The organism is Bradyrhizobium agreste (assembly GCF_016031625.1).
Lineage (GTDB): Bacteria > Pseudomonadota > Alphaproteobacteria > Rhizobiales > Xanthobacteraceae > Bradyrhizobium > Bradyrhizobium agreste.
Window position 1 is genome coordinate 258,288 of the sequence record NZ_JACCHP010000007.1, and the last position, 13,542, is coordinate 271,829.

Annotated in this window: 16 protein-coding genes and 2 tRNA genes; 3 read left to right on the forward strand and 15 right to left on the reverse strand. The window is 65.6% G+C overall.

The window, feature by feature from the left end:
• Positions 1-5: 5 nt before the first annotated feature.
• The 12 genes from HZZ13_RS12795 to HZZ13_RS12850 form a co-directional block, all read right to left on the reverse strand.
• Positions 6-81 (reverse strand) — tRNA-Phe (locus tag HZZ13_RS12795).
• 185 nt (positions 82-266) lie between these two features.
• On the reverse strand, positions 267-449 hold the full coding sequence (gene yacG / locus HZZ13_RS12800) for a DNA gyrase inhibitor YacG (protein ID WP_197959941.1): 183 nt from the start codon (positions 447-449) through the stop codon (positions 267-269).
• A 157-nt stretch (positions 450-606) separates the two neighbouring features.
• Positions 607-1,236 (reverse strand): Maf-like protein, encoded by a 630-nt coding sequence (locus tag HZZ13_RS12805; protein ID WP_197959942.1) that lies wholly within the window; start codon positions 1,234-1,236, stop codon positions 607-609.
• Positions 1,237-1,520: 284 nt separating this feature from the next.
• Positions 1,521-1,988, reverse strand: coding sequence for an arsenate-mycothiol transferase ArsC (locus tag HZZ13_RS12810; RefSeq protein WP_197959943.1), 468 nt, complete (start codon positions 1,986-1,988; stop codon positions 1,521-1,523).
• A gap of 72 nt (positions 1,989-2,060) precedes the next feature.
• The gene (locus HZZ13_RS12815; RefSeq protein ID WP_197959944.1) at positions 2,061-2,558 is read right to left on the reverse strand and encodes a UPF0262 family protein; all 498 of its coding nucleotides are present in this window, start codon (positions 2,556-2,558) and stop codon (positions 2,061-2,063) included.
• Complete coding sequence (gene hisD, locus HZZ13_RS12820; RefSeq protein ID WP_197959945.1) at positions 2,555-3,826, reverse strand: histidinol dehydrogenase; 1,272 nt, start codon at positions 3,824-3,826, stop codon at positions 2,555-2,557. Before hisD ends, HZZ13_RS12815 begins: the two co-directional genes overlap by 4 nt.
• 21 nt (positions 3,827-3,847) lie before the next feature.
• Positions 3,848-4,291, reverse strand: coding sequence for a DUF2948 family protein (locus HZZ13_RS12825; protein WP_197959946.1), 444 nt, complete (start codon positions 4,289-4,291; stop codon positions 3,848-3,850).
• Between the two features lie 136 nt (positions 4,292-4,427).
• Positions 4,428-5,252 carry an alpha/beta fold hydrolase gene (locus tag HZZ13_RS12830; RefSeq protein ID WP_036039828.1) on the reverse strand — a complete coding sequence of 275 codons (825 nt, stop codon included), beginning with the start codon at positions 5,250-5,252 and terminating at the stop codon, positions 4,428-4,430.
• A gap of 147 nt (positions 5,253-5,399) precedes the next feature.
• Positions 5,400-5,909, reverse strand: coding sequence for a hypothetical protein (locus HZZ13_RS12835; protein WP_197959947.1), 510 nt, complete (start codon positions 5,907-5,909; stop codon positions 5,400-5,402).
• Positions 5,910-6,098: 189 nt separating this feature from the next.
• Complete coding sequence (locus tag HZZ13_RS12840; protein ID WP_197959948.1) at positions 6,099-6,407, reverse strand: EthD family reductase; 309 nt, start codon at positions 6,405-6,407, stop codon at positions 6,099-6,101.
• Between the two features lie 98 nt (positions 6,408-6,505).
• Entirely contained in the window at positions 6,506-8,212 is a 1,707-nt protein-coding gene (locus HZZ13_RS12845; protein WP_197960144.1) for an FAD-dependent oxidoreductase, read from the reverse strand.
• Between the two features lie 39 nt (positions 8,213-8,251).
• A complete protein-coding gene (locus HZZ13_RS12850; protein ID WP_197959949.1) occupies positions 8,252-8,440 on the reverse strand; it encodes a hypothetical protein in 189 nt (62 codons plus the stop codon).
• Between the two features lie 316 nt (positions 8,441-8,756).
• Here HZZ13_RS12850 and HZZ13_RS12855 point away from each other — a divergent pair.
• Both HZZ13_RS12855 and HZZ13_RS12860 read left to right on the forward strand, forming a co-directional pair.
• A tRNA-Thr gene (locus tag HZZ13_RS12855) sits at positions 8,757-8,831 on the forward strand.
• 79 nt (positions 8,832-8,910) lie between these two features.
• Positions 8,911-9,261, forward strand: coding sequence for a RidA family protein (locus tag HZZ13_RS12860; RefSeq protein ID WP_197959950.1), 351 nt, complete (start codon positions 8,911-8,913; stop codon positions 9,259-9,261).
• Positions 9,262-10,343: 1,082 nt separating this feature from the next.
• Here HZZ13_RS12860 and HZZ13_RS12865 read toward each other — a convergent pair.
• The 3 genes from HZZ13_RS12865 to HZZ13_RS12875 all read right to left on the reverse strand — a co-directional run bounded on the left by HZZ13_RS12865 (position 10,344) and on the right by HZZ13_RS12875 (position 12,225).
• Positions 10,344-10,856 (reverse strand): Crp/Fnr family transcriptional regulator, encoded by a 513-nt coding sequence (locus HZZ13_RS12865; RefSeq protein ID WP_197959951.1) that lies wholly within the window; start codon positions 10,854-10,856, stop codon positions 10,344-10,346.
• 213 nt (positions 10,857-11,069) lie between these two features.
• A complete protein-coding gene (locus tag HZZ13_RS12870) occupies positions 11,070-11,708 on the reverse strand; it encodes a ferric reductase-like transmembrane domain-containing protein (RefSeq protein ID WP_197959952.1) in 639 nt (212 codons plus the stop codon).
• Between the two features lie 13 nt (positions 11,709-11,721).
• Positions 11,722-12,225: a peptidase associated/transthyretin-like domain-containing protein gene (locus HZZ13_RS12875; RefSeq protein WP_197959953.1), complete on the reverse strand. Its 504-nt coding sequence runs from the start codon at positions 12,223-12,225 to the stop codon at positions 11,722-11,724.
• A gap of 274 nt (positions 12,226-12,499) precedes the next feature.
• On the opposite strand from HZZ13_RS12875, the gene HZZ13_RS12880 reads away from it, so the two are divergent.
• The gene (locus HZZ13_RS12880; RefSeq protein WP_197960145.1) at positions 12,500-13,507 is read left to right on the forward strand and encodes an LLM class flavin-dependent oxidoreductase; all 1,008 of its coding nucleotides are present in this window, start codon (positions 12,500-12,502) and stop codon (positions 13,505-13,507) included.
• The last annotated feature ends 35 nt before the right edge of the window (positions 13,508-13,542 follow it).

The window sequence follows — 13,542 nt, forward strand, 5'->3', positions numbered from 1 at the left end:
GGAAATGGTGCCCAGGGGCGGAATCGAACCACCGACACTGCGATTTTCAGTCGCATGCTCTACCAACTGAGCTACCTGGGCGTGCTCCAAGAGAGGGGCCAAAGCCCATCGAGCGGGCGGTTTATAGTGGGCCGAGGGCGGCCTGTCCACCCGGCTTCGCCAAGTGGCTGCGCCGGGCGCGGCCCTGCTGTGCACAAGATGGGCGGGCTGGCCGTGGCGGCCGCTTAGCCTCTCAGCGAGGCCATTAACGCCTTGATAAGGCGCGACTATTCCACGTCGTCGGTCTCGTCGTCGCGGCCGGGGATGACGTAGGAGCCCTTCAGCCAGCGGTTCAGATCGACGTCGCGGCAGCGCGAGGAGCAGAACGGACGGGTGGCCTGCGTCTGCGGCTTGCCGCAGATCGGGCAGGTTTTGAGCGGCCCGGTGGGCTTGTTGACCTTGTCGTCCATGGATGTCGACAGCTTACACGGGGTGACGGGGTTCAAGCGCCTGCCAGGAAACGGGTTCCTGGTGCAGCCGCACATGCGCCGCGGCGCGGACCCCGCGGGGCCATTCTACTGTGCATGGGGTTGTTTTCGAGGTTTTTTGTCGGCGCGGCCTTGGGGCTCACACGGCGGTGGTATTGAGCCAGCCGAAGCGGATCGGAAAGCCCTCGCCGCCGAGCAGCGTCGTGGTCTCGTAGAGCGGCAGGCCGACGACATTGGTGTAGGACCCGACCATCTTGACCACGAAGGATCCGGCGATGCCCTGCACGGCGTAGCCGCCGGCTTTGCCGCGCCATTCGCCCGAGCCGATATAGGCTTGGATATCGTCCTCGGAGAGGCGCTTGAAACGCACGCGGGTCTCGACCAGGCGCTGGCGGAAGGCCTCGCGCGGCGTGACCAGACAGATCGCGGTGTAGACGCGGTGGTTGCGGCCGGAGAGCAGACGCAGGCACTGCGCGGCCTCGTCGACCAGGTTGGCCTTGGGCAGGATGCGGCGGCCGACCGCCACCACCGTGTCCGCGGCGAGGATGAAGGCGCCGCGCAGCTCGTCGTCGAGCTGCACCGACTTCAGCGCAGCGTCGGCCTTGACCCTGGCCAGCCGGTTGGCGCAGGCGCGCGGCAGCTCGCCCCGCTTCGGCGTCTCGTCGACATCGGCCGGCCGGAGCGCATCCGGCTCGATGCCGGCCTGGTTGAGCAGCGACAGCCGACGCGGCGAGCCGGAGGCAAGTACGAATTTGGGGCGGCCAAGCATCAGGTGATTTGGGGGATGAGGCAGGGTGAATTGCGCGCGGAACCTATCGGAAGGGGGCCGGTTTAACAACCCGGGAACCGGAGTTTGGTGATTCGAGGTGCTCGCCATGGCTGTGCCTGCTCTCTGTGACGCGGGTGTTACGGCCGGTCTCGTGTCCCGGACGCGGCGGGGCGTGAAATGCTGCGACGCTGAGCCGGGACCCACGGTCTTGCACATGCGGTGAGATGGGCCCCGGCTCTGCAGCGCATCGCGAAGACGCGCTGCACTGCGTCCGGGGCACGAGATCACCCGCTCGCCGCGCCGACCTTGGCGAAGCGCCGCCGGATGCGCATCAGGAGCTGATCGCAGACATCGCGATAGGCAGCGAGCTTCTGGTCGCGGCTGCCTTCGATGGTGGTGGGATCCTGCGTCGGCCAGTATTCGACTTCGGCCGCGAGCGTTCGCGTCAGCTCCAGCGCCTTGTGATGCGCCTCGGGCGAGAGCGTGATGATGAGGTCGAAATTCAGTCCCTCCCAATCCTCCAGCTCCTCGAAGGTCTGCGGCTTGTGGCCGGAAATGTCCTGGCCGAGCTCGCCCATCACGGCGACCGCGAAGGGATCGAGCTCGCCCTTCCGGGTGCCGGCCGACTTCACGTAGAGGCCTTGCGGAAACATGTGCTGCAATAGGCTCTCGGCCATCGGCGAGCGCACGCTGTTCATCGCACAGGCGAACAGCACCGATTGCGGATCGCGTGCGCGTGAGGGCGCAGCCATCGCTTATGCTCTTTTGTTTTTGCGCATGATCCGATCCGAAAACCGGTTCCCACTTTTCGGGATCATGCGCGATCAGCCTTTCCAGTGCAGGACGGTAATGAGCGTGAACAGCCGGCGCGAGGTCTCGAAGTCGACCCGCACCTTGCCTTTCAGCCGCTCCTGGAGCGTGCGCGATCCCTCGTCGTGGATGCCGCGGCGGCCCATGTCGATGGCCTCGATCTTGTCCGGGGTCGCGGTGCGGATCGCCTGGTAATAGCTGTCGCAGATCATGAAATAGTCTTTCACGATCCGCCGGAACGGCGTCAGCGACAACAGATGCGCGACGACAGGCGTACCATCCTCGCGGCGGATGTCGAACATCAACCGGTTGCCGGTGATGCCGATATGCAGCGTGAACGGGCCGTTTCCTTCCGCACCCTCGGGCGCGAACAGATTCTGCTCGATCAGATCGTAGATCGCGATCGCCCGCTCATGCTCGATGTCGGGCCCGGAACGGCCGATCGAGTCCTCGTCGAGCGTGACGCCGACGATACGATTGGTCGAGTCGTCCTGTTCGGGCGGCTTTGTCATGACAGATTGAGGCGCAATCCAATCGAGCGCGAGTGGGCGTCCAGACCCTCCGCCTTGCCGAGCGTCATCGCGGCGGGACCCAGCGCACGCAATTGGTCGGGCCCGCATTTCAGGATCGAGGTGCGCTTCATGAAGTCGTGCACCGACAGGCCCGAGGAGAATCGCGCCGAGCGCGCCGTCGGCAGCACGTGGTTGGAGCCGCCGACATAATCGCCGATCGCTTCGGGCGTGTGCGGTCCGAGGAACACCGCGCCGGCATTGCGGATCTTCGCAGCGAGCGCGTCGGGATCGGCGGTCATGATCTCGACATGCTCGGCCGCGATGGCGTCCGCGAGCGGGATGGCGTCGCCCAGGTTCTTCACCATGATGACGGCGCCGAAATCGGCCCAGGACGCGCTGGCGATCGCCGCGCGCGGCAGCGTCTTCAGCTGCGCTTCCACCGCCTTTTCGACGTCGGCGGCGAGGCGCGAGGAGTCCGTGATCAGGATCGACTGCGCGCTGGCATCGTGCTCGGCCTGCGCCAGCAGGTCGGCGGCGATCCAGTCGGCGTTGCCGGTGTCGTCGGCAATGACGAGCACCTCCGAGGGGCCGGCGATCATGTCGATGCCGACCTTGCCGAACACCAGCCGCTTGGCGGCAGCGACATAGGCATTGCCGGGGCCGACGATCTTGGCAACAGGCGCGATCGTCGCGGTGCCATGCGCGAGCGCGGCGACGGCCTGCGCGCCACCGACACGGTAGATCTCGGTGACGCCGCCGAGATGGGCGGCCGCCAGGACCAGCGGATTGAGCTTGCCGTCCGGCGAGGGCACCACCATCACGAGGCGCGACACGCCGGCGACTTTCGCCGGCACGGCGTTCATCAGCACCGAAGACGGATAGGCCGCCGTGCCGCCGGGGACGTAGAGCCCGGCGGATTCGATCGCGGTGTAGCGCCAGCCGAGCTCGACGCCCAGCGGATCGGTGAAGCGCTCGTCCTTCGGCAGCTGGCGACGGTGATAGGTCTCGATGCGGTCGCGCGCGAGCTCGAGCGCATCCAGCGTCGCAGGCTCGCAGGCCTTCACGGCGGCCTCGATCTCGGCGGCGGAGACGCGCAAGGAGGATGGATCCAGCTTCAAGCGGTCGAACCTGGCCGTCGCCTCGAGCAGGGCGGCATCGCCACGCTTGGCCACGTCGTCGACGGCGCACCAGGTCCCCTGCTCAATGGCGCGGCGGGGAAGCTGCGTCAACCCTCGGGAGATGCCGTTCCGGCCAGGGCCCGAGCCCATTCGGGCTGGTATACGGCCGCGTCACCCCTTCCCCTCGACTGCCGTGCCCAGCGTGTCGGCCCCGAGGTCGGTCAGCTCGCATTCCAGGCACTCGACGTCCAGGCGGATGGCGCCGCCCTGGGCGAACAACAGCAGGGCGCTGCCGCCGGGCTCCTCGGCGCGGCCGTCCTGGGGGTGAAATTCAATGCCGACGAGATCCAGGACCTTGTCGGGCGCGGCGAGGTCGATGTTGCGCGACTTGCAGGCGAGCACACGGTCGAAACGCAGCGCGGCGACCAGCCGGCGCGGCGAGGTCTCGCCCTCCAATGTCTGCTCCCAGTCCAGCCGGCTCATTCCGACCACAAGCCGCTTCTCGCTCTGCCGCCAGATGATGTCGGAAGCCTGGACACGGGCGTCCTGGACATGGGTCGAGATCACGGCGAGATCGTCGGCATCGAGCGCGATCAGTTTGAGCTGGGGCGACATCGCCGGCGCCTCTCCTGGAGTGGAGGGGGCTCAACGCGCGCGAGCCCCGAAATTTCCACACAAGTTAAGCCCTCGCCCGTCTCGCCGCTACGCGGCGCCACCCTGTCCCACAACAACGGGGAGGATTAGTGAAGCCTCACTCCCGAAAGAACGCCAGGAGGTCCGCGTTGATCGTCTCGGCGTGGGTGGTCGGCATGCCGTGGGGGAATCCCTTGTAGGTCTTCAGGATGCCTTTCTTCAGCAGCTTGGCCGAGAGCGGCGCCGAGTCCGCGTACGGCACGATCTGGTCGTCGTCGCCGTGCATCACCAGAACCGGGACGTTGATCTTCTTCAGATCCTCGGTGAAATCGGTTTGCGAGAACGCGACGATGCCGTCGTAATGCGCTTTGGCGCCGCCCATCATGCCCTGGCGCCACCAGTTCTCGATCACGGCTTCCAGTGGTTTTGCGCCCGGGCGGTTGTAGCCGTAGAACGGGCCGGCGGCGATGTCGCGGTAGAACGCCGAGCGGCCGGCGGCGAGCTGGGCCTGGAAATCGTCGAACACGCTTCTGGGCAGGCCGCCGGGATTGGCCGCGGTCTGCACCATCAGAGGCGGCACCGCCGAGAGGATCGCGGCCTTCGCGACGCGGCTCTCGCCGTGACGGGCGATGTAGTGCACGACCTCGCCGCCGCCGGTGGAATGGCCGACATGGAGGGCGTTCTTGAGGTCGAGATGCGCGGTGAGCGCGGCGAGATCGTCGGCATAATGATCCATGTCGTGACCGTCGGCGACCTGGGCCGAGCGGCCGTGGCCGCGGCGGTCATGGGCGATGACGCGATAGCCGCGCGTGACGAAATACATCATCTGCGCGTCCCAATCGTCCGACGACAGCGGCCAGCCATGGCTGAACACGATCGGCTGGCCCGAGCCCCAATCCTTGTAGAAGATCTCGACGCCGTCTTTGGTGGTGATGGTAGGCATGGTGGGGGCTCCTTCTTAGCTTGAGTCATTCCGGGACGCGCGTTAGCGCGGACCCGGAATCTGGAGTTTGTTAAATCGAGATTCCGGGTTCATCGCTGCGCGATGCCCCGGAATGACGGGTGAAGGCGCGTCGCGCTTGCGCGCCGATCAGGCAAACGCCATCGGCTTGTAGCGGCGCCAGGCGCCGATGGTCAGCACGACGAAAAACACCAGCACGATGCCCTGCACCACGGCGAACACCGGCCCCGATGGCGGCGCCGGCGGCACGGCGGGCGCAAGCGCGGCAAGCGCGGGCACCTTCAGGAACGACTGGATCACCAGCACGAAGACGTTGAAGTAGAGCGAGATCATCGCGGTCACGATGTAGACCGGGCGCCAGACGCCGGCGAGCTTCATGCCGTAGAGCGCAAGGCAGGCGATCGCGAGCAGCACCAGCGAGATGATGCCGATGATGTGCGAGGGCAGCAGCTCCTTGAATGGAAACAGGAAGCCGGTGGCGCTGGTGAGGATGGTGAACAGCAGGAAGATCGCAGTCAGGCCGGGCATCGACTTCGAGCCGAGCAGGCCGAACATCACGACGAGCCCGGCGACGATGGCAATCAGGCTGATGATGACATGGATCAGCGTGAGGGCGGGCAGACTCAACCCTGGGATCATGACATCTCTCCTACTCTCCGTTGAGGTGATGAGAGTAGTATTACGGTCCTCATCGGATTACCACCTGCGTTGTCGTCACATGCATGCGCGCAGCCATGCGTCGTCGTGCGAAATCGACAAACGCATGACTGAATTTTTTGCACGGCTGTCACAAATGCGAGCAGCTTCGACGAAACTTGAATCGAAGTCTCACACGTTCTTGGTGTCGAAGATCAGGATGTCAGCCCCACCACTGGCGAATTTCGGCACGTCGGCGCCGGTCGCCTTGCCTTCCTCGCTGCCGAAGGCCGCCTGGACGTCGGCCACACTGTCGAAGGTGAGAATGGCGACGAGATGGATTCCGGAAGGACCCGTGGGCGATGCGACCGGCCCCTTGCTGACTGCGTAGTTCTTCAAGCCGGGAAGCTTCTTGGCGAGCGGGATGTGCGTCTCGGCATAGTACTTGTCGAAGGCGGCAGCATCCTTGGGTGTCTTGTAGAGCACGACGACTTCAGCCATTTGGTCCTCCCGTTGAGTGTCTTGTTTGTCGGCCTTGGATAGGATGTCACGCAATGGCAAGCCCCGTTCGGCCTGCCATTCTCTTGTGTTGTGTTTGCCTAAAGCGCCGGTTTTGCGGCGTCGCCGAGATAGCCGTGCAGGGAGGCGACGACCTGCGCGCCCTCGCCGATGGCGCCGCCGACGCGCTTGACCGAGCCGGAGCGGACGTCGCCGACGGCGTAGACGCCGGGCACGGAGGTCTCCAGCGGCGCCACCAGTTTGCCCTGGTTCTGTTCGGACTGCGCGCCCGTGACGACGAAGCCGCCGCGATCGAGCGTGACGCCGCAACCGTCGAGCCAGGAGGTGGCGGGATCGGCGCCGACGAACAGGAAGAGATTGCGGATGTCGGCGGAATCCTCGTCATCCGACAGCCGGCTCTTCCAGCGGATGCGCCGCAGCAGCGAGGCCTCGTCGCCCTCGAGTGCGGTGATCTCGGTGTTGAACAGCAATTCGATGTTGGGCGTCGCTTCGATGCGCTCGATGAGATAGCGCGACATGCTGGCGCCCAAGCCGCCGCCGCGGATGATCATCAGCACTTTTTTCGCGTGCCCCGACAGGAATACGGCCGCCTGGCCTGCCGAATTGCCGGCGCCGACCAGGGCCACCTCCTCGCCGGCGCAGAGCCGCGCCTCCACCGGCGAGGCCCAATACCAGACGCCGCGGCCCTCGAACTTGTCGAGGTTGGCGATGTCGGGACGGCGATAGCGCGCGCCGCTGGCGACCACCACCGAACGGGAGCGCAAGATGTCGCCGCAATCCAGCGCCAGCGCGAAGGTGCCGTTGGCGCGCGAGCAATCCAGCGAGCTCACCGACATCGGAATCATGATGTCGGCGCCGAACTTCTGCGCCTGGGTGAAGGCGCGGCCCGCCAGCGCCTGGCCGGAGATGCCGGTCGGAAAGCCCAGATAGTTCTCGATGCGCGCGCTGGCGCCGGCTTGGCCGCCGAAGGCGCGGGTGTCGACGACCGCGACGGAGAGACCTTCGGACGCCGCATAGACCGCGGTCGCGAGCCCCGCCGGCCCGCAGCCGACGATGGCGACATCGTAGATGCGGTCGTCCTTGGCCCCGCCGATCATGCCGATGGCGCGGCCGAGCTCGGTCTCGCTGGGATTGCGCAGCACCGTGCCGCCGGCCGTGACGACGAGCGGCCAATCCTCCGGCTTCGGCGAATAGCGCGCGATCAGTTCGGCGGCGTCATGCTCGCTGCTGGGATCGAGCAGATGATGCGGCTGGCCATTGCGGGTGAGAAAGCCCTGCAGGCGCACCACGCCGGCGGAGTTCGACGGCCCGATCAGCACGGGGCCGCCGATGCCGCCCTGGATCAGATTGACCCGGCGCAGGATCAGCGCGCGCATGATGCGCTCGCCAAGCTCGGCTTCGGCCACCAGTAACGCGCGCAGCCGGTCCGGCGGGACGAGCAGCACCTCGACATCGCCTTCGGCGCGGCCGTCGACCAGCGCCGGCCTGCCCGAGAGCTGGCCGAGCTCGGCCAGAAATTGCCCCGGCCCCTGATCGATCACCGGGACGACGTGACCAAGGCCGTCGCGTTGGCTGATGGCGACATGGCCCTTCAGCACCACGAACATGCCGGGGCCGGGCTTGCCGGTCTCGAACAGCAACTCGCCGTCGGCATAGGTGCGGATTTCGCCGAAATGCCTGATCCGTTCGATCTCGGCGGGCGTCAGCGCCGGAAAGGTCTGCTCGGGGCGGGTGAACCGCACCAGCTGCGCCTCACGGTCGGTTCGTTGTGTTTCGTCCTGCCCCATGGCCACGGCATGCACTCCAAAATTTCCAGCCGCCGGCGTTCAACGAGAGATCTTGCCGGCGGCCCCCTCATTTAGGGAACCGTCGTCGTTCTGCGAGGGGTCGGTGATTGCGGCGCGTTCGCGCGCCTGCACCTTCCGCCGCTTCAGGTTTTCGCGCAGCGCCGATTTCAGCCGGTCGTCCCGGGATGCCCTCGCCTGCCTCGCGCTCTTGTCAGTCTCGTCAACCATCTCGGCTCCGTCCCAGCAACCGGCAGCAGGATGCCATCGAAGTGTGGCAGCTCAAGAGGCGAGGCGATAGGACCCCAAGCGAAACGCGAAATGGATCGAATCCGGCCCGAGGCCAACTGACCAGTTGGGCAGGGATTTGGGACGGCGAATCGGTGCAAAGTCGGTTGTTTCGCGCGAAAACCGGCAGTTTGGCGCCGATATCGGCCCGATTTTCTCGTTTTGACGAGGCTTGCAAGCTTGCACAGGAGGGGGGCTTGTGGCAGATATCGGCCCGCTTGGTAGGCCCCTTCAGCGGCCGATTCTTGTCCCAGCACATGCTGCCGTAGCTCAGTGGTAGAGCACTCCATTGGTAATGGAGAGGTCGACAGTTCAATCCTGTCTGGCAGCACCAGCTTTCCTCACCGACGCGAGCCGTGTTGAACCAAGCCTTGCGCCTGGCCAGCGCGCCCGCAACAGCCACGGATGCGATCGTGATCACACGTTCCCTGCCCTATGAAGGACTGCTCCACGAGATCGTCGAGCATAATGGCGTGCTCTATCTCGGCGGCATCGTCCCTGAAGATGCCGGGCTCGACATGGCAGGCCAGGCCGACGATGTGCTGCGCCAGTTGAAGACCCTGCTCGAGGGGGCCGGCTCCGATCTCTCCTGCGTTCTGCAGGTGACGATCTTCATGGCTGATCTCGCCGACAAGGCCGCGTTCAACCAGGTGTGGAAGCGCTATTTCGCGGCGGAGCATCTGCCGGCGCGTGCCGCGATCGGCGTTGCGGATCTCGGCCCGGGCGTCAAGCTGGAGCTGACCGCGATCGCCGCCCGCCGTTGATCCCCCGCGCGACTGCCGAGGCGGGCAAGCTCGCTCATTCCTACGTTCACACATGAAGCCGTGCTCTCGCGGCGTGAAGCGCCCGAGTTTTGCTTTCCTCTTTTGCCCTCTTTTATGAAGAGGGCGCAGGGAAGGCCGGGTGCCGGCTGGCACCCATGGTCCGCTCGCGCGAAAAAATTGCACACGCAATGCGCAGGCGGAAGACAGGTGGGCCGGAAACACCCGGCCTTCCCTGCGCGATGGTTTGACGGCTTATGCCTGCTCTCCCCGGAGCCGAGTTCCTTCTGGCCTCCGTCACCTCGCGAATTGACGATGCTTCCAGGCCCGGTCGAGCCCCAAAGCATCTCCGCAAGGCTTGACCGTAGCAACGACGGTCAGGACCACACGGTTTTGCCGTACGCAGCTTCCGGCTCCGCCAAGAGGCTTCGCCGGATGTTGGCGCCGTCCGTCCGCACGCAGTTCAGACCTCACGAGGTTCATCTCGCCCTGGTCCCGCCTCGCGTACCCGACGCAGCCGCGTCCACCGCACCCCGGTCCACGTTCGTTGCGACGTACGATCGCCCCTCTCCTTGGGCCGGGATGCGCGACGGATACCGCAATTCCGAATTTCGGTAAAGTGGAATATTTTCGTGGGAGGGGGTTGACGGGGTTTGCGCCGAGGGGGCTGTTTTGCCCGACGGGTCAGAAGCATTGCGATCCATACCAGCTTGCGGTTGCGCCTCTTCGAAAGGTGCAGTCACGCGGCACGTTGACCGCTCATGTCATGGTGATAGTCTTTTTACTCGCGGCCTGTCCGGGAGGACACAATGGGATGGTTCGACCGCCTGTTTGGAAGGATGTCGGAGCCGACGACCCCTCTCTTTGCGAGATTTCGGCGAAAATCGAAGGCACCGACCGACCCTGATCTTCTGAAAATCGCCAAGGAACGGAAGGGACACATTTCCCGACGAGCCGTCAGGGACGAGTATAATCGGCTGGTCCTGGAGAAGTACGCGCACGACAAGTCGTGATTGCCAATCGATCGTCGCGACCCGTCTGCAGTTCCGTAGCCCGGATGGAGCGCAAGCGTAATCCGGGATCGTTCAGCGCGAAGGCAATGGCCCCGGATTGCGCTCCGCTCCATCCGGGCTACGGGCCTGATGCCCAACGAACCGCTCATCCGCCCGGCGCAACCGCCGACATAGCTCGCGATTGATGTTTTGCAGGATCATCACATAGGCGTGGATGTCCGCCTTGTAGCAGGCATAGAGCTTTTGGGCCGTCAGCTCGTACAGCACCGTCGGTGCCTCCGCGACCACTGTGGCGGAACGGTTTTGCATCTCGATCAGCGTCATCTCGCCGAAGAAATCCCCAGGCTCCAGACGCGAGATCGGGATGACGCTGCCCGCATGGGTCCGTTTGCTCACCGCGAGCCGGCCGGACTTGACGATGAACATCGAGCGCCCCGGCTCGCCCTCGGCCACGACGGTCGCATTGGCATCGAAGCGGCGCTCGACCAGCATCGAGATCAAGAGGTCGAGGCTTGCCTCCGAAAGACCGCCGAAGAATGGCGTCGCCAGCAGGAACGCTTTCAGATCGGGGGGCGTGACAGTCATTGCGCGAGGCTACGCCGGGGCGATGATCGCGGCAAGCAAGGCGGCGCAGCCAGGTTCCCTCATTGCGAACCAACGGGTCCGCGCGAAGCGCGGCCCGATGACAGGCTCCGCGACGCAATCCAGGAATGTGTCCGCGGAGACAGTCTGGATTGCTTCGTCGCAAGAGCTCCTCGCAATGACGCGGTGAGAAGCTTCACCTCCAGGATTCATCGCTCATTGGGGCGCGACATTCTCCCCGCGCAGCGTCCGCCGCTTTCGCCACACCTGCAGGTCAATCATGACTTTCCCCGTTGCGGCGAGAACGAGCGCACAGAGCGCCGCCTTCGAGATCGTCTCCATCGTTCCCTCGATCAGCAGACAATGGACCACGCTGCCCACGACGATGACGATGGCGAGGGGAATATGGATGATGCGCCAGGTTCGCGGCCGCAATCCCAATCGCCTTCGCAAGAGAGCCAGGAGCGCAACCGCGAAGATGGCCCACATCGCAATCACGCCGAAGGGAGAGAACGGCGTCGGCGATGAGAAGGTCAGCGCGTCGACCATGTCGGGCGGGCTGGTGATCCAGAGGCCGGCGACATGGATCAGAATCGCCAGAGCAAGCGCGCCGCCGATCCAGTGATGGGCGCGCCTGTTACGATAGGCCGACAATCCCGGCAGGTAGCCGCCGATCAGCAAGGGCTGCACGAGCACGAGTCCGAGGGCGATGATCCCGGCGAAGCCGGCGAGGATGTAGACAGGACCGCGCCAGGCCAGCTGCTCGCTGGCTGCGGCAGCGGCGACCGGCACGCCGATCGCCAAGGCAAGGGCGACCCAGATCAGGGGCGCCCGGGCCGATCTCCATGCCGTCATCTGCAAGTGGGCTTCAAGCCGGCTGCAGCACGAAGTGCGCCTCGAGGCTGGTCTCCTTGGCGCTCCGCATCACCGGCCGCAGGAAGACGGTCTTGAACTCGCCGCTGTCATAGGCGAGGTGGCCGTGCGGCTGGCCGAAGATGGGAATGATCTGCGGCATCTCCAGCCGGAACTTACCTTCCTTGTCGGTGAGCGTAGCGCCGTGGCTCTGCGGCTCGTGCTCCCGCCCTTCGACCGTGTGCGCCCAGATCTGGATGCGCTGCCCGGCCAGCGGAGCCCCGTCGCCGGCGCGGCGCACGGTGCCGCTCATCCAGAAACCGCCCTTGCCGATCCGCTCCACGATCGCCGCGCCCTTGCGGTAATTGTTCGCGCCGCCCAACATCGACTCGGTCGGCGCGAGGCCGCTCGCACGGGCCGGCAGCAGGAGGCCGGAAGCGCCGGTTGCAAGAAGCCCGGTTGCGAGGACGGAGCCGCCGGCCGCGAGGAGGTTGCGGCGGGTGAGTACGACCGTGGTCATGTCAGTTCCTCCTGGCAGCGGTGCAGCTGCTGCGGGCAAGCTACAACACCACGTGCAGAACGCCCAGTTGGCGCGAGGGGCGTCAGTGGCCACAATAACAGTGTTGTGAACGGAGGCGCGGACCGCTCAGACAGCTTCGTAGGATGGGTAGAGCGCAGCGAAACCCATCGAGGCCTTGTCCGACGACGAAGCATGATGGGTTTCGCAAGTGCTCTACCCATCCTACGCGCTGACACTACATGTGATGGCGCAGTTCCCTCCCGCCGGTGCCTCGATGATCCCCTTCTCCGTGCTCGACCTCGCACCCATTCGCCAGGGCGGCGACGCGGCGCAGGCCTTCCGCAATTCGCTCGATCTGGCCCAGCATGCCGAGAAATGGGGCTTCAAGCGGTTCTGGCTGGCGGAGCATCACAACATGACCGGCATCGCGAGCGCGGCGACGTCTGTGGTGATCGGACATGTCGCGGGAGGCACGAAGACCATCCGCGTCGGCTCCGGCGGGATCATGCTGCCGAACCATTCGCCGCTGGTCATCGCCGAGCAGTTCGGCACGCTGGAATCGCTCTATCCCGGACGGATCGATCTCGGGCTCGGCCGCGCGCCGGGCACCGACCAGTTCACTGCGCGGGCGCTGCGGCGCGACCTGGCCACCACGTCCGAGAACTTTCCGCATGACGTGCTGGAATTGCAGGCGCTGCTCGGCGACGCGCAGCCGAACCAGGCGATTCGCGCCGTGCCCGGCATGGGCACGAAGGTGCCGCTGTGGATCCTGGGATCGAGCACGTTCGGCGCGCAGCTTGCCGCGATGCTCGGCTTGCCCTTCGCGTTCGCCTCGCATTTCGCGCCGCAGATGATGATGCCGGCGCTGCGCGAATATCGCGCGCGGTTCGAGCCATCGGCGCAGCTCGACAAGCCCTATGCGATGATCGGCGTCAACGTATTCGCGGCCGACAGCGATGACGAGGCGCAGCGGATGTTCTCTTCACTGCAGCAGCAATTCATCAAGCTGCGCCGCGGCACGCCGGGGCCGCTGCCGCCGCCGGTGGACGACATGGACGCGCTGTGGTCGCCGGCGGAGAAGGCCGGCGTCGCGCAAGCGCTGTCGTGCTCGGCCGTCGGCTCGCCCGATGTGGTCGAAGCGAAGCTGAGGGCGCTGATCGCCGAGACCGGCGCGGACGAGCTGATGACCACGGGGCAGATCTACGACCATTCCGCGCGGCTGCGGTCGTTCGAGATCGCGGCCGAGGTGCGGGACAGGTTGGCGAAGCAGCCGGCGGTGTGAGCGGGATCCGCTCCGACAGAGGTGTGTTCCCTCCC